General features: G+C 64.4%; 16 protein-coding genes. 9 read left to right on the top strand and 7 right to left on the bottom strand.

The window, feature by feature from the left end; translation table 11 throughout:
* The 3 genes from GJ698_RS28830 to GJ698_RS28820 form a co-directional block, all read right to left on the bottom strand.
* Positions 1–1,077 (bottom strand): BMP family ABC transporter substrate-binding protein, encoded by a 1,077-nt coding sequence (locus GJ698_RS28830; protein ID WP_154361297.1) that lies wholly within the window; start codon positions 1,075–1,077, stop codon positions 1–3.
* Between the two features lie 36 nt (positions 1,078–1,113).
* Positions 1,114–1,962: an outer envelope protein gene (locus GJ698_RS28825; protein WP_154361296.1), complete on the bottom strand. Its 849-nt coding sequence runs from the start codon at positions 1,960–1,962 to the stop codon at positions 1,114–1,116.
* A 107-nt stretch (positions 1,963–2,069) separates the two neighbouring features.
* On the bottom strand, positions 2,070–2,783 hold the full coding sequence (locus GJ698_RS28820; RefSeq protein WP_154361295.1) for a GntR family transcriptional regulator: 714 nt from the start codon (positions 2,781–2,783) through the stop codon (positions 2,070–2,072).
* 218 nt (positions 2,784–3,001) lie between these two features.
* On the opposite strand from GJ698_RS28820, the gene GJ698_RS28815 reads away from it, so the two are divergent.
* The 5 genes from GJ698_RS28815 (at position 3,002) to GJ698_RS28795 (ending at position 8,649) form a co-directional block, all read left to right on the top strand.
* Complete coding sequence (locus tag GJ698_RS28815) at positions 3,002–4,546, top strand: ABC transporter ATP-binding protein (protein ID WP_154361294.1); 1,545 nt, start codon at positions 3,002–3,004, stop codon at positions 4,544–4,546.
* On the top strand, positions 4,533–5,609 hold the full coding sequence (locus GJ698_RS28810) for an ABC transporter permease (RefSeq protein ID WP_166454962.1): 1,077 nt from the start codon (positions 4,533–4,535) through the stop codon (positions 5,607–5,609). The genes GJ698_RS28815 and GJ698_RS28810 overlap by 14 nt, the downstream gene beginning before the upstream one ends.
* The gene (locus GJ698_RS28805; RefSeq protein WP_154361293.1) at positions 5,606–6,532 is read left to right on the top strand and encodes an ABC transporter permease; all 927 of its coding nucleotides are present in this window, start codon (positions 5,606–5,608) and stop codon (positions 6,530–6,532) included. The genes GJ698_RS28810 and GJ698_RS28805 overlap by 4 nt, the downstream gene beginning before the upstream one ends.
* 108 nt (positions 6,533–6,640) lie before the next feature.
* Positions 6,641–8,302, top strand: a complete 1,662-nt coding sequence (locus GJ698_RS28800) for a methyl-accepting chemotaxis protein (RefSeq protein ID WP_154361292.1) — start codon at positions 6,641–6,643, stop codon at positions 8,300–8,302.
* Positions 8,303–8,340: 38 nt separating this feature from the next.
* Positions 8,341–8,649: a 2Fe-2S iron-sulfur cluster-binding protein gene (locus tag GJ698_RS28795; protein WP_154361291.1), complete on the top strand. Its 309-nt coding sequence runs from the start codon at positions 8,341–8,343 to the stop codon at positions 8,647–8,649.
* Here the strand turns inward: GJ698_RS28795 and GJ698_RS28790 are convergent.
* Entirely contained in the window at positions 8,594–9,487 is an 894-nt protein-coding gene (locus tag GJ698_RS28790; protein WP_154361290.1) for an AraC family transcriptional regulator, read from the bottom strand. The two genes, GJ698_RS28795 and GJ698_RS28790, sit on opposite strands and share 56 nt — an antisense overlap.
* A gap of 110 nt (positions 9,488–9,597) precedes the next feature.
* Between GJ698_RS28790 and GJ698_RS28785 the strand changes: the two genes are divergently transcribed.
* On the top strand, positions 9,598–10,134 hold the full coding sequence (locus GJ698_RS28785) for a carboxymuconolactone decarboxylase family protein (protein WP_154361289.1): 537 nt from the start codon (positions 9,598–9,600) through the stop codon (positions 10,132–10,134).
* Here GJ698_RS28785 and GJ698_RS28780 read toward each other — a convergent pair.
* Complete coding sequence (locus tag GJ698_RS28780) at positions 10,131–10,433, bottom strand: hypothetical protein (protein ID WP_154361288.1); 303 nt, start codon at positions 10,431–10,433, stop codon at positions 10,131–10,133. The two genes, GJ698_RS28785 and GJ698_RS28780, sit on opposite strands and share 4 nt — an antisense overlap.
* Positions 10,434–10,494: 61 nt before the next feature.
* On the opposite strand from GJ698_RS28780, the gene GJ698_RS28775 reads away from it, so the two are divergent.
* The gene (locus tag GJ698_RS28775) at positions 10,495–10,764 is read left to right on the top strand and encodes a MoaD/ThiS family protein (RefSeq protein ID WP_154361287.1); all 270 of its coding nucleotides are present in this window, start codon (positions 10,495–10,497) and stop codon (positions 10,762–10,764) included.
* A 2-nt stretch (positions 10,765–10,766) separates the two neighbouring features.
* On the top strand, positions 10,767–11,858 hold the full coding sequence (locus tag GJ698_RS28770) for a WD40/YVTN/BNR-like repeat-containing protein (RefSeq protein WP_154361286.1): 1,092 nt from the start codon (positions 10,767–10,769) through the stop codon (positions 11,856–11,858).
* Here the strand turns inward: GJ698_RS28770 and GJ698_RS28765 are convergent.
* Positions 11,837–12,451: a TetR/AcrR family transcriptional regulator gene (locus tag GJ698_RS28765; protein WP_154361285.1), complete on the bottom strand. Its 615-nt coding sequence runs from the start codon at positions 12,449–12,451 to the stop codon at positions 11,837–11,839. The two genes, GJ698_RS28770 and GJ698_RS28765, sit on opposite strands and share 22 nt — an antisense overlap.
* 86 nt (positions 12,452–12,537) lie before the next feature.
* Between GJ698_RS28765 and GJ698_RS28760 the strand changes: the two genes are divergently transcribed.
* Positions 12,538–13,602, top strand: a complete 1,065-nt coding sequence (locus tag GJ698_RS28760) for an MBL fold metallo-hydrolase (RefSeq protein WP_154361284.1) — start codon at positions 12,538–12,540, stop codon at positions 13,600–13,602.
* Here GJ698_RS28760 and GJ698_RS28755 read toward each other — a convergent pair whose 3' ends face one another.
* On the bottom strand, positions 13,603–13,860 hold the full coding sequence (locus tag GJ698_RS28755) for a hypothetical protein (protein WP_371865469.1): 258 nt from the start codon (positions 13,858–13,860) through the stop codon (positions 13,603–13,605).
* Positions 13,861–14,093: the final 233 nt, after the last annotated feature.

Below are 14,093 nucleotides of genomic sequence, written 5' to 3'. Positions count from 1 at the left end.
TCACTTCGGAATGGTGCCTTCCACGCCTTGCACGTAGAAGTTCATGCCCATCAAATCCTTCTCGGGCGCCTTGACGCCGGCGGCGTACTTGATGGCGCCCGATTGGTCCTTGATCGGGCCGGTGAATGGCGCGAAGGTGCCGGCGGTCAGCGCGGCCTTCTTCTCTTCAAACGCCTTCACCGCATCGGCAGGCACCACGGCATTAATCTTCGACATCTTGACCATGCCCTCCTTCAGACCGCCGTGGTAGGCGCCGGATTTCCAGGTGCCGGCCATGACGGCTTTGGCGGTGTCGATGTAGTAGCCGGACCAGTCGTTGGTGGCGGCGGTCAGGTGCGCTTTCGGCGCGAACTTGGACATGTCCGAATCCCAGCCGAAGGCGTACACGCCTTTTTCCTGCGCCACTTGCAGCGTGGCCGGCGAGTCGGTGTTCTGCGCCATCACATCGGCGCCTTGCGCCACCAGGGTTTCGGCGGCCTGGCGTTCCTTCGCCGGGTCGTACCACGAGTTCACCCAAATGACCTTGGTCTTGATTTTCGGGTTCACGCTTTGCGCGCCGAGCGTGAAGGCGTTGATGTTGCGGATCACCTCAGGCACCGGGAAGGACGCGATGAAGCCCAGCGTGTTCGACTTGCTCATCTTGCCGGCCAGGATGCCATCCAGGTAAGCGCCTTCATACAGGCGCGATTCGTAGATGCCCATGTTCTTGGCGGTCTTGAAGCCGGTGGCGTGCAGGAACACCACACCCGGCGTGGACTTGGCGACTTTCTCGGTCGGGTTCATGTAGCCGAAGGAGGTGGTGAAAATCAGCTTGTTGCCTTCGGCGACCAGCTTGCGGATCACGCGTTCGGCGTCCGCGCCTTCCGGCACGTTTTCCACGTAGGTGGTCTTGACCGCGGCGCCGAGTTCCTTTTCCATCGCCAGGCGGGCCTGGTCGTGCGCGTAGGTCCAGCCGGCGTCGCCGACAGGGCCGACGTAGACGAAGCCGATTTTCAGCGGGTCTGCTGCAAACGATGGTGCGGCGGCGAAGGCGGTGGCGACAGCCAGGGCGGCCAGTACTTTGCGACGATTCATCATACGGTTTCCTTTGCGTGTAATAAGTAAGAAGCGAAGTTAGAAGTGGTATTCCGCGCGCACCATCGGCGTTTTGGCCGTGGCGCCTGGAACGGTGCGATCCGGGTTGCCGAATTTGTTTTTCCAGTACTGGTACTCGACGCCGATCTTGAAGGTGTTCTTCGGCGTGCCGAGCGTTTCGCTGATGTCGTACATGATCTGCATGTCGATGTTGGTTTCCGGCGCGGTGCCGCCGCCGAATTCATTGGTGCCCTTGCCGGTGATGAAGTTGGCGTAGCCTTCGAACGACAGCGGAATGCCGACGTTGAACGGAATGCCCCAGGCGCCGGTCAGCATGGCGTGGGTCTTGTACGCGTAGCGCGGCGTGGCCTGGTTGGTGAAGGTGTTGTACGGCGCGTTGGATTCCCACAGCGCGAGCAGGCTGATGTCGAGGAAGCCCGGCACGTCCATCATCAGCGTCGGACCGGCGACGACCATGCGTTTCTTGGAGTTGTAGCCGGCGTCGGTTTTGCTGTTGTAGTCAAAGCCGGCGGTGGCGCCGACGCCGCGCACCGGACCGAAGGCATAGCTCTTGTTGAAGATCTTGCCGAAGTCCAGCGTGTGGCGATACACCACGTAGGCTTCGTGCGCGCCGCTGTTGGAACCGGCCGCCGACGGATCGAGCTCGGACGACATCAGAAGGTCGACGCTGAAGAAGTTTTTGCCGTACTTGTAACCCGATACGCTGCTCAGGTTGACGATGTTCTTGGTGATGTCGTTGTCGTTGTACGGCTCGGCGAACTTGGTACCGTAACGATAGCTGAGCGAGGTGTCGGTCCAGTCTGCGGCTTGCGCGGTGCAAGCGAAGAGCAGGGCGATGGCGGCGGTGAGGCGGACGAGATTTGGCATTGTTGAACTCCGGTTGGTGAGGTTTGAAAGCACTTTTTTTGTATCCAATTAGTTTTAATGTTGGATTCAATCTCGTCCACCTCTTTAGCAATAAGCGGGCCAACTATTTAAAAACCTGACAACGCTTCGGCTAGATTAACTTTCTTGTCCTGCTCCGCCAGGCGCAGGCGCGCTTCGATTTCCAGCAGGTGATGTTCGATCAGGTGCGTGGCTTCCTTCACTTTTCCCTGCTCGATCAGCGTGGCCAGATCCTGGTGTTCATCGTTCTCGCACATGGCGCTGCCCGGTGTTTCATAGAGGGCGATGATCAGCGAACAGCGCGACACCAGCTCCGCCATGAAGCGCTGCAGCACGTGGTTGCCGGCCAGCTGCGCCAGCAGCAGATGGAACTCGCCGCCCAGCCGTATCCAGCCGGCGCGGTCGCCGCTGCGGCGCGCGGCGTCTTCCGCCGCAAGGGCTGCGCGGATCTGCTTCAGCGACTCCGGCGTGGCGTGCTGTATCACCAGCGGCACGATCTCGCGCTCCACGGCACGGCGCGCAGCGAAGATGTCGCGCGCCTCCTGCGGCGTGGGCGAGGCGATCACCGCGCCGCGATTGGGCCGCAGCTCGATGATGTGATCGTGCGCCAGGCGTTGCAGCGCCTTGCGCACGGTGGTGCGGCTGACGTCATACAGCTCGCAGAAATCCGCCTCGCCCAGGTGGGTTCCGGGTGGCAGACGGTGACTCATGACGGCATTGACTACCGCTTTGTAAATGCGCATGTCGATGGCGGTGGTACCGCGCTTGACGACAGCTTGATCGGCTTTGCGCTTGTCAGGCATTGAAGGCTCCCATGTCAGTGATGCTATCCGTTATAAAGCAGGAAGCGTGCTAAGTCGTATACAAAGTTGTGCACACGCTGTGCACGCTTTTGGGTTGCGTGGCATCCCTCTTTGGTGCAGGGCGCCGCCAAAATAGCGCAGATGCCGCACGGCGCGCGTGGCACGCTAATTGCGTCTGTTGCAGCATCTGATTTGTATACGATGAAGGGAACGCGCCGATGACTGAACCGCGCTTGCAGATGCTCGGCATCTCCAAGATTTATCCCTCGGTGGTGGCCAACGCCGACGTGAACCTGACCGTGATGCCCGGCGAGATCCACGCCGTGCTGGGCGAGAACGGCGCTGGCAAGAGCACGCTGATGAAGATCATCTACGGCGTGGTCAAACCGGACGACGGCCAGATCATGTGGGAGGGCCGCCAGGTGCACATCCATTCGCCGCACGATGCGCGCAAGCTGGGCATCGGCATGGTGTTCCAGCACTTCGCCCTGTTCGAGACGCTGACGGTGGCCGAGAACATCGCCCTGGCGCTGGACGACAAGGTGTCGCCGGCGGCGCTGGCGCCGCGCATCAAGCAGGTGTCGGAACAATACGGCCTGCCGCTCGATCCGCAGCGGCTGGTGCACAGCATGTCGGTCGGCGAGCGGCAGCGGGTGGAAATCGTGCGCTGCCTGCTGCAATCGCCCAAGCTGCTGATCATGGACGAGCCGACCTCGGTGCTGACGCCGGATGCGGTGCTCAAACTGTTCGAGTCGCTGCGGCGGCTGGCGGCGGAAGGCGTCAGCATCCTGTACATCAGCCACAAGCTCGATGAAATCCAGTCGCTGTGCGACAAGGCCACGGTGCTACGCGCCGGACGCGTGTCCGGCACCGCGCTGCCGAAGGAGGAAAGCGCGAAGTCGCTGGCGGAACTGATGATCGGCCGCGAGCTGCCGGTGTGCGTCAATACGCCGCGCGAGCCTGGCGAAGTGCTGCTGACGCTGGACCATTTGAATGTGCAAAGCGCCGATCCCTTCGGCACGCGGCTGAAGGACATCAGCCTGTCGCTGCGCAGCGGCGAGATCGTCGGCATCGCCGGCATTTCCGGCAACGGCCAGCAGGAGCTGCTGAAGGCCATCTCCGGCGAACGCACGCTGCATCTGCGCGAAGGCACCATCCGTCTCGGCCAGCAGGACGTGGGCGCGCTGAACGCGGCGCAGCGCCGCCAGCTGGGCCTCGGCTTCGTGCCGGAAGAACGGCTGGGACGCGGCGCGGCGCCCGAGCTGTCGCTGGCGGATAACGCGCTGCTGACCGGCTACGTGCCGGCCGCGAAGACCGGCATGGTCAAGAAAGGCCTGATCCAGCGCGCCACGGTGCGCCTGTTTGCACACCGGGTCATCACGCGCTTCAAGGTGAAGTGCGGCGGCGACCAGTCGGCGGCGGCCAGCCTGTCGGGCGGCAATCTGCAAAAGTTCGTCGTCGGCCGCGAGATCATGCTCGGACCGAAGGTGATGATCTTCGCCCAGCCCACGTGGGGCGTCGACGTCGGCGCCGCCATGCTGATACGCCAGGCCATCATCGACATGCGCGACCAGGGCGTGGCGGTGCTGGTGCTGTCCGAGGAGCTGGACGAATTGTTCATGATGAGCGACCGCATCGCCGTGCTGGCCGATGGCCGCCTGTCGCGCGCGGTGCCGGCTGCCACCACCAGCATCAATGAAATCGGCGTCTGGATGAGCGGCGATTTCGATTACCAGGGAGCTCCAGATTATGTCCAGGCTTGAACGACGTCCCGAACCATCGCGCCGCATGATGCTGGCGTCGCCGCTGATCGCGGCGGCGGCCATGCTGTTCACCGGCTCGCTGCTGTTCTTCTTCATCGGCCAGGAGCCGCTGCATGCGTTCTACGTGTACTTCGTCAAACCGTGGACCACCCTGTACGGCGTGGGCGAGCTGCTGCTGAAGGCGACGCCGCTGATCCTGTGCGGCGTGGGCCTGGCGATCGGTTTCCGCGCCAACGTCAACAACATCGGCGCCGACGGCCAGCTGACCATCGGCGCGATTGCCGCCGGCGCCGTGGCGCTGTACTTCGATGAAGTGCAGGCGTGGTGGGTGCTGCCGCTGATGCTGCTGGCCGGTGCGCTGGGCGGCATGCTGTGGGCGGCGATTCCGGCGCTGCTGCGCACGCGCTTCAACACCAGCGAGATTCTCGTCAGCCTGATGCTGGTGTACGTGGCGTATCACTTGCTGAGCTACCTGGTGCACGGGCCGATGCGCGATCCGGCCGGCTTCAACTTCCCGCAGTCGAAGATGTTCAGCGAGTCGGCCACCCTGCCGCTGCTGGTGGAAGGCTTGCGCGTGAATGCGGCGTTCATCCTGTCGCTGCTGGCTGCCGGCGCGGCGTGGTTCTTCTGCCAGCATACCTTTGCCGGCTATCGCATGCAGGTCAGCGGCATGGCGCCTGCCGCCGCGCTGTACGCCGGTTTCAGCGAGCCGCGCAACGTCTGGCTGGCGTTCATGGTCAGCGGCGCGCTGGCCGGCATCGCCGGCGTCGGCGAAGTGGCGGGGCCGCTGGGGCAGTTGCAGCCGTCGGTGTCGCCGGGCTATGGCTTCGCCGCCATCATCGTCGCGTACGTGGGGCGTTTGCATCCGCTGGGCGTGGTGCTGTCGGCGTTGCTGATGTCGCTGCTGTACATCGGCGGCGAGACGGCGCAGATCGAGTTGCAGGCGCCGTCCGCCATCACCGGCATCTTCCAGGGGCTGCTGCTGTTTTATCTGCTGGCGGCGGACCTGTTCATCCACTATCGCATCAAGCCGCACAAGCGCGCGGCAGGAGTTGCAGCATGATGACCACTGAATTGTTGATCGCCTTCCTCGCCAGCACCGCCGGCGCGGCCACGCCGCTGGTGGTGGCGTCGATGGGCGAACTGGTGACCGAGCGTTCCGGCGTGCTCAATCTCGGCATGGAGGGCATGATGCTGGTCGGCGCGGTGGTCGGCTTCGGCGTCACGCTGAGCACCGGCAGCATGACGGCCGGCCTGCTGGCCGCGGCGGCGGCGGGCATGCTGATGTCGCTGATCTTCGGCTTCCTGGTGTTGACGCTGCAAACCAACCAGGTGGCCACCGGACTGGCGCTGACCCTGTTCGGCATCGGCGCCTCCGCCTTCATCGGCCAGGGCTTTGTCGGGCAGACCGTGGAGCGCATGCCCAACCTGCATTTTCCGGTGCTGTCGGAGCTGCCGTTTGTCGGGCCGCTGCTGTTCCGCTTCGACGCGATGACCTATGCGTCGGTGGCGCTGGTGCTGGCGATCGGCTGGGTGCTGGCGCGCACGCGGCTGGGCCTGGTCATCCGCGCGGTGGGCGAGTCGCCGCACAGCGCGCACGCCATCGGCTTCAACGTCATCGGCCTGCGTTACGGCACGGTGCTGTTCGGGGGCGCGCTGGCCGGTCTGGGCGGCGCCTACCTGTCGCTGGCGCTGACGCCGATGTGGGTGGAAGGCATGACGGCGGGACGCGGCTGGATCGCGCTGGCGCAGGTAGTGTTCGCGACGTGGAAGCCGCGCGGCGTACTGGTGGGCGCCTACCTGTTCGGCGGCGTGACGGTGCTGCAGTTCCACGGCCAGGGCATGGGGCTGGCGATACCGTCGGAGTTTTTGTCGATGCTGCCGTATGTCGCCACTATCGTGGTGCTAGTGATTATCTGCCGCAATCCGCAGACCATTTTGTTGAACAAGCCGATGTCCCTGGGGCAGAACTTCAAGCCGGACTAGCTGGCTGTTGTAGCACATAAAGAAATTGTACGCAATGCGACAATTGGTGATTTTCCCAGCCGGCAAATGCTCTTATTCTTGACCTGAAATCCCATCTGAGGAGCGGTCATGCGAGTCAACAGCCCGGTTACGCAAAACGAATACATCATGGACGATGGCAAGACCATCGTCTCCAGTACTGATTTGCAGGGCAACATCAACTACGCTAATCCGTACTTCATCGAGGTGAGCGGCTTCACGGAAGAGGAGTTGCTGGGCGCGCCGCAGAACCTGGTGCGCCATCCGGACATGCCGGTCGAAGCGTTTGCCGACATGTGGCACACCATCAAGGATGGCATGCCGTGGACCGGGCTGGTGAAGAACCGCTGCAAGAACGGCGATTTCTACTGGGTGCTGGCCAACGTCACGCCGGTGATCGAGAACGGCAAGCCGGTCGGCTATCTGTCGGTGCGCACCAAGCCGTCGCGCGAGCAGGTGCGCGAGGCCGATGCGCTGTACCGCGAAATCAAGGCCGGCAATCCGCGTCACCTGCGCATCGTCAAGGGACGCGCGGTATCGACCGGCGTCTTCGCGCGCCTGAAAGCCATGACCAGCGCATCGCTGCCGGCGCAGATCGCGGCGGCCACCACCCTGCTGGTCGGCGTGCTGGCGGCGCTGGCGCTGGCCTTGCTGGTGATGGACGACGCCACCGTCGCCAGGGCGCACGGCTGGCTCGGCTGGGCCGCCGTGGTGGCGATGGCCGGCATGCTGGCCTTCGGCCGCAACCTGTATGTGAACGTGGCGCTGCCGTTGCGGCAGGCCACCCGGGCGGCGCGCATGATGGCGGGCGGCGACCTGACCGCGTCGATCGACATCCAGCGCGACGATGAAGTGGGCCAGTTGCTGGCGGCGCTGCGGCAGACCAACATCAACCTGCACAGCATCATCGGCGACGTGCGCGCCAACTTCGATCAGATCACCGTGTCCACCGACGAAATCGCCGATGGCAATATGGATTTGTCGGGCCGCACCGAATCGCAGGCGTCCAGCCTGCAGCAGACCGCGTCCAGCATGGAGCAGCTGACCGCCACCGTGCAGCAGAGCGCCACCAACGTCGCCAGCGCCAACCAGCTGGCCGAGCGTGCGCGCGAAGTGGCGACGCAGGGCGGCAGCATCGTGTCGCAGGTGGTGACGACGATGGGCGACATCAGCGCCTCGTCCAACAAGATCCTCGACATCATCGGCCTGATCGACGGCATCGCCTTCCAGACCAACATCCTGGCCTTGAATGCGGCGGTGGAAGCCGCGCGCGCCGGCGAACAGGGGCGCGGCTTTGCGGTTGTCGCCAGCGAGGTGCGCGGACTGGCGCAGCGTTCGGCCACGGCCGCCAAGGAGATCAAGGCGCTGATCGATACCTCGATCCAGAAAGTGCAGGCCGGCACCGCGCTGACCAACAGCGCCGGCGCCACCATGAGCGAGGTGATCGAATCGGTGGCGCGCGTGTCCAAGGTGATGGGCGAGATTTCCGATTCCACGCGCGAGCAGAGCAGCGGCATCGGCCAGGTCAACGAAGCGGTGATCAAGATCGACGACATCACGCAGCAGAACGCGGCGCTGGTGGAGCAGGCTGCCGCTGCCGCCGGCAACCTGGCGCAGCAGGCGCGCTGCGTGTCGCAGGCGATGGCGGTGTTCAAGCTGCAGCAGGCGGCGACAAGCGCGCGCCGCGCACCCGGCGGACAGCCATCGCGGCCCCCGGCCGGCAGCAAGCCGCCGCTGCAACTGCAGGCTTGATATGATGTCGCCTTCGACAGGCGACATGGACAGCAGGCATGGGGCACACGGTAACGCTGGCAGGGCAGGGATGGCGGTTTGATGCGGAAGCGCCGGAGACGGTGCTGCAAGCGGCCGAGCGCGCCGGCATCCGCCTGCCCAGTTCATGCCGCAACGGCACCTGCCGCACCTGCATCTGCCTGTCGACCAGCGGCACGGTGCGCTACAAGATCGACTGGCCGGGCCTGAGCCTGGACGAAAAGCGCGAGGGCTACATCCTGCCCTGCGTCGCCATCGCCGAAACCGATCTGACTATTCAGGCGCCCGCCGCCGGTAAGCTCCCGGTCCCACCCCGTACTGACGCTTGAAGGCGCGGTTGAACGCCGCTTCCGACTGGTAGCCGACCGCTTCGCCGACGGCGCCGGCGGGCTGGCCGTCGTCCAGCAGGCGGGCGGCGCGCGCCATGCGCAGCTGGGCCAGCACGTCGGCCGGCGTGGCGTTGGCGGCCTGCTTGAACAGGCGCGCGAAGGTGGCGCGCGACATGTGGCTGGCCTCGGCCAGATCTTCCAGCGTCCACGGTTTTTCCGGCGCGGTCAGCATGCCGTTGATGGCGGCTTGCAGGCGCCGTTCGGCCAGCACGCCGAACAGGCCGGGCACCGTCAGCGCCTGTTCCAGCCAGGTGCGGATCAGCAGTGCGAACAGCGCCGACGCCAGCTGGCGGATGATGGCGGCCGAGCCGCCGCGCGGTGTTTCCGCTTCTTCCTGCAGCATGCGCAGCAGGTGGCGCAGGCTTTGCGCATCGGGGCGGCCGGCGGTGTGCACCACCAGCACCGGCGGCAGGGCGGCCAGCAGGCCGGCGCTGCCGTCGGCGTCGAAACGGAACTCGCCGCACAGGATGTCGGTTTGCGGGCCTGCGCCGTCGTTGGTTTCGAAGCGCAGCAGGCCGGGCGTGCCGTGCATCGGCGAGGCCTGGGCCGGATCGCCGATGTGCAGCTGGTGCGCGTCGCCATGCGGGAAGACGATGATGTCGCCGGTTTGCAGCATCTGGCCGTTGACTTGCGCTTCGCCGTGGACGATCAGGTGATAGGGGGCGACGCCGCGCGGCGTGCCCTGGTGGTCCAGCACCCAGGGTGCGCCGAAGCGGCAGCGGATGTCCAGCGCGGTGCGCACGGGGTAGAGGGAGAGCAGGTGGCTAAGTGGATCCATAATGTCAGCGTGAGACGATTGAGCAAATTATAGAGTATTTCGGGTATTCATCATCGCAAGCAAGCGGCCTAAACTGTTTCCCATACCAACCGACTTTGAAAGGAAACATCATGTCCCGCTTGTTCACCCAACCTGTCTCGGAAGCCACCGGCCACGCTGCCCAACTGTTCACCGCCATCAAGGGCGCCATCGGCAAGGTGCCGAACGCGTATGCGGCCATCGGCAGCAACAGCCCGGTCGCATTGGAAGCCGTGCTGAACCTGGATGGCGCGCTGCGCAAAAGCAGCTTGAGCGCGAAGGAAATCGAAGTGGTCAAACTGGCCGTCAGCCAGGATGCGCAATGTGACTACTGCCTGGCCGCGCACACGCTGATGGGCGGCAAGGCCGGCCTGAGCGCTGACGCCATCCAGGGCGTGCGCCACGGCCAGGCCAGCGGCGATGCGCGCCTGGACGCGCTGGCGACCTTCGTCCACAGCGTGGTCACCACCAGCGGCGACGTGCCTGCCAATGTGGTCATCGCCGTCAAGGAAGCCGGCTACAGCGATGCGCAGATCGTCGATACGCTGCTGGCGATCACCGCCATCACCTTCACCAACCTGTTCAACCGCGTGAATGTGACCGAGATCGACTTCCCTCGCGCGGCCTAACCCTTGCGGAGGCGCTGCAACAGCGCCTCCGTGGTGTCGCTGAGCGGCACGCCGTGGCGGCGCAGCAGCTGGATGTTGAGCACCATGTTTTCCAGCACCAGCTTGGCCGCCACGGCCAGCAGCGTCAGGTGCTTGTCCTCGTCGCTGAAGCTTTCCATCGCGTCGGCCATCTCGCACAGGTGGTTGGCGATCAGTCCGCGCAGATCCTCTTCCTCGAAGGGCAGGTCGGCGAAATCGATCGGGTCTTCCTTTTCCACTTCCTGCATCAGCAGTTCCAGTTGTTGCGGCGTAATCGACATGCAGGACTCCAATAGTGGTGGCGATTTCATTTTAGCGCCAATCGGCATAGAATCAGTGCGCATGGCGCAGCTCATCTTCACACAACAATTAGGGCGCTTCATGACCGTGCCGCAGGTGGAGACCAAGGCGGCCGATCTTCGCACCGCCCTGGACGTGTGCTTTGGCGCTCACCCGCGCCTGCGCGGCTACGTGCTCGACGAGCAGGGCCATCTGCGCGAGAACGTCGTCATCTTTATCGATGGCCGCCGCGCGCGCGACCCCCGCCGGCTCGATGACGAACTCTCGCCGCATTCCCAAGTCTACATATTGCAAGCTCTCTCAGGAGGCTGACCATGTCCGACCGTGCTTATATCGCCACCCGCAAGGGACTGTTCGAAGTGTTCCGCACGCACGAGGCGTGGCGGCTGGAGCAGCAGCATTTTCTCGGCGATCCGGTGTCGATGATCCTGCCGGACCGGCGCGACGGCACGCTGTACGCGGCGCTGCACCTGGGCCACTTCGGCGCCAAGCTGCACCGGCGCGACGCCGGCAGCCACGAGTGGGTCGAAGTGGCGGCGCCGGCCTTTCCGGAAAAGCCGGCCGACAGCGCCGACCCGGTCGCGTGGAAAGTGAGGATGATCTGGTCGCTGGCGACCGGCGGGCCGGACCAGCCGGGCGTGCTGTGGGCCGGCACGCTGCCGGGCGGCCTGTTCCGCTCGGACGATCGCGGCGACAGCTGGCGGCTGGTGGAAGGCTTGTGGAACGTGCCGGAGCGCGCGCAGTGGATGGGCGGCGGCTACGATGTGCCGGGCATCCACAGCATCTGCGTCGATCCGCGCGACAGCAACGCGGTGCTGGTGGGCGTGTCGTGCGGTGGCGCCTGGCTGACCGAGGATGGCGGCGCCAGCTGGTCGCTGCGGGCCAGGGGCATGGTGGCCAGCTACATGCCGCCGGAACTGGCGGAAGCGGAAGCGGTCCAGGATCCGCACCGCATCGTGCGCTGCGCGGGCGAGCCGGACAAGCTGTGGTGCCAGCATCACAACGGCATCTGGCGCAGCGTCGACAACGGCGCGCTGTGGACCGAGGTGAAGCCGGCGGCGCCGGTGTCGAACTTCGGCTTTGCCACCGCCGTGCATCCGCGGGATGGCGAGACGGCGTGGTTTGCGCCGGCCGAGGCGGACAGCCGGCGGATTCCGCCGCACGGATCGCTGGCGGTCACGCGCACCAACGACGGTGGCCGGCACTTCACCGCCTGGCGCGGCGGGCTGCCGCACGAGCATTGCTATGACCTGGTGTATCGGCACGGACTGGCGGTCAGCGATGACGGGCAGATACTGCTGATGGGATCGACCACCGGCGGCGCCTGGGTGTCGGAGGATGGCGGCGGGCAGTGGCAGACGATTTCCACCCATCTGCCGCCGATTTACTCGGTCGCGTTCGCGTAAGCCAGGAACATGTCGACGGTGGCGTCGACCACCTTGCGCTGGGTTTCCGCATCCAGCGGCGGCTGGTTCAGCGTCACCTGCGGCCAGAAGGCGAACGTCTTCAGATTCCCTTGCAGCATCTGCGAGGCCAATACCGGATCGGCTTTGGTCAGCTTGCCGTCGGCCTGCGCGGCGCGCAGCCAGGCGGTGACGGCTTCTTCCTTCACGCTCAGCCGCGCCACCATTTCCTGGGCCCGCTCGGGCGAGTGGATGGCTTCGGCGATGGCGACCCGCGCCAGGTCGAGGAAATAGCCGTCCTGCAGCATTTCCATCTTTTTGCCCAGCAAGTCCAGTAATTGCACGCGCAGCGGCGCGGCCGGGTCGTAGGGCGGCGGCGGCATGGCGGCAATACTGGTCCACAATTCATGCAATATTTGCGCGAACAGTTCGTCTTTACTGGGGAAGTGGTTGTAGACGGTGCGCTTGGACACCCCGGCCGTGGCCGCGATCTTGTCCATGCTGGTCGATTCGAAGCCGGTCGAGCGGAATTCGGCAATGGCCGCTTCGACAATGGCCTGGCGCTTGCGGTCGGTAAGTTTGAGGGGCGCGTTCATGGCTTTATTTTACACCGGCTAGTTTACTTTTCCAAAAATAGTAACTACACTGTGTAGTGTACATTTTAAATCGCAGGAGTACCATCATGACTTTTCCATCTGCCGTAGATAGCTTGGACACTTTGTCTGTACCGACCGTGCCGCGTTCGCGCGACGGCCGTTTCCGCAATCCGGTCAAGATGCACAAGATGGGCGTCTTCAAGTCGCTGGGCATCATGCTGCGCTTCGCTTTCGACAAGCCGAAAGACACGGTGCCCACGCTCCCGATTCCCGTTCACGCGATCACGCAGCAGCAGTTAATGGATGCTCCGGATCGCAGCCTGTTCCGTCTCGGCCACTCGACGGTACTGCTCAAGCTCAATGGCAATTTCTGGCTGACCGATCCGGTCTTTTCCGAGCGCGCGTCGCCGGTGCAGTGGGCCGGGCCGCAGCGTTTCCACAAGCCGCCGATCAGTATCGACGACTTGCCGCCGATCAAGGGCGTGATCCTGTCGCACGACCATTACGATCACCTGGATTATGCGGCGGTGAAAAAGCTGGCCGCCAAGACCGAGCATTTCATCACCACGCTGGGCGTGGGCGACCGCCTGATTTCATGGGGTATCCCGGCCAAGAAGGTGCAGCAGTTGAGCTGGTGGCAGAGCACTTTCGTGGCCGGCATCAAGCTGGTGGCGACGCCGGCGCAACATTTCTCCGGCCGCGGCCTGGGCGACCGCAACAAGACCTTGTGGGCTTCGTTTGTGATCGAGGACCGCGATGTCCGGATCTTTTTCAGCGGCGATAGCGGCTATTTCGACGGCTTCAAGGAAATCGGCCGCCGCTACGGCCCGTTCGACCTGACCATGGTGGAAACCGGCGCCTACGACCCGCAGTGGCCGGACGTGCACATGCAGCCGGAGGAATCCTTGCAGGCGCACATCGATTTGCAGGGCAAGGTGCTGCTGCCGATTCACAACGGCACCTTCGACCTGTCGCTGCACGCGTGGCACGATCCGTTCGACCGCATCACCCAGCTGGCCGAAGAGCGCCGCCTGCCGATCGCCACGCCGGAAATCGGTCTGCCGCTGGACATCCTCCAGCCGCATGCGGAAACCAAATGGTGGGAGCCGCTGGCGCAGCAGGAAGCCGCCGCAGCGGAAGCACGCGCCTGATCAGGCGGTGATATTGATGAACTTGCCGATAGTCTGCCCCAGCGTATTGACCTGAGGCTTGGGCGCGACCAGATCCGCCGGCAGCTGCTGTTCCGAGCGCGGCGGATTTTCAATGGCGCGGGTCAGATTGACGGTGGGCAGCGGTTTTTGTGCCGACTGCGCGGCCTGGTTGCTGTCGCGCTGGTTGGCCGCCAGCGTTTGCTTGTCCTTGTCCAGCTGATCGCGGCTGGCGTCCAGCCGGTCCGCGTCCTCGCTCACGCGCACCTGATCCCGCTGTACCTGCCTTTCAGCCTGTACAACCGATGCTTGCAGTGCGTTGATGGACGAAAGTGACGCCACAGCCTTCCTCTATAGTCGAGCTAAACTATTGTAGATTAGACCATGAAATAGAAAAAGGCAAGGCCAACCAAAACCGGGGTCAGTTCTGCCAATCGCACACGGGCGCTACCGTAGCAGCTGCTACGGTAGCGCCCGTGTGCGATTGGCAGAAC

Source organism: Duganella aquatilis, from assembly GCF_009674565.1.
Taxonomy (GTDB): domain Bacteria; phylum Pseudomonadota; class Gammaproteobacteria; order Burkholderiales; family Burkholderiaceae_D; genus Rugamonas; species Rugamonas aquatilis.
Note: the sequence above shows the minus strand (reverse complement) of the source record. Positions and strands in the feature narration are given on the sequence as shown.

Excerpts from the sequence above, each read along its gene's own strand:
- GJ698_RS28800 (WP_154361292.1), top strand. The coding sequence starts at position 6,641 with ATGCGAGTCAACAGCCCGGTTACGCAAAACGAATACATCATGGACGAT.
- GJ698_RS28765 (WP_154361285.1), bottom strand. The coding sequence starts at position 12,451 with ATGAACGCGCCCCTCAAACTTACCGACCGCAAGCGCCAGGCCATTGTC.
- GJ698_RS28810 (WP_166454962.1), top strand. The coding sequence starts at position 4,533 with ATGTCCAGGCTTGAACGACGTCCCGAACCATCGCGCCGCATGATGCTG.
- GJ698_RS28795 (WP_154361291.1), top strand. The coding sequence starts at position 8,341 with ATGGGGCACACGGTAACGCTGGCAGGGCAGGGATGGCGGTTTGATGCG.
- GJ698_RS28815 (WP_154361294.1), top strand. The coding sequence starts at position 3,002 with ATGACTGAACCGCGCTTGCAGATGCTCGGCATCTCCAAGATTTATCCC.
- GJ698_RS28770 (WP_154361286.1), top strand. The coding sequence starts at position 10,767 with ATGTCCGACCGTGCTTATATCGCCACCCGCAAGGGACTGTTCGAAGTG.
- GJ698_RS28785 (WP_154361289.1), top strand. The coding sequence starts at position 9,598 with ATGTCCCGCTTGTTCACCCAACCTGTCTCGGAAGCCACCGGCCACGCT.
- GJ698_RS28790 (WP_154361290.1), bottom strand. The coding sequence starts at position 9,487 with ATGGATCCACTTAGCCACCTGCTCTCCCTCTACCCCGTGCGCACCGCG.
- GJ698_RS28805 (WP_154361293.1), top strand. The coding sequence starts at position 5,606 with ATGATGACCACTGAATTGTTGATCGCCTTCCTCGCCAGCACCGCCGGC.
- GJ698_RS28830 (WP_154361297.1), bottom strand. The coding sequence starts at position 1,077 with ATGATGAATCGTCGCAAAGTACTGGCCGCCCTGGCTGTCGCCACCGCC.
- GJ698_RS28760 (WP_154361284.1), top strand. The coding sequence starts at position 12,538 with ATGACTTTTCCATCTGCCGTAGATAGCTTGGACACTTTGTCTGTACCG.
- GJ698_RS28780 (WP_154361288.1), bottom strand. The coding sequence starts at position 10,433 with ATGTCGATTACGCCGCAACAACTGGAACTGCTGATGCAGGAAGTGGAA.
- GJ698_RS28820 (WP_154361295.1), bottom strand. The coding sequence starts at position 2,783 with ATGCCTGACAAGCGCAAAGCCGATCAAGCTGTCGTCAAGCGCGGTACC.
- GJ698_RS28775 (WP_154361287.1), top strand. The coding sequence starts at position 10,495 with ATGGCGCAGCTCATCTTCACACAACAATTAGGGCGCTTCATGACCGTG.
- GJ698_RS28825 (WP_154361296.1), bottom strand. The coding sequence starts at position 1,962 with ATGCCAAATCTCGTCCGCCTCACCGCCGCCATCGCCCTGCTCTTCGCT.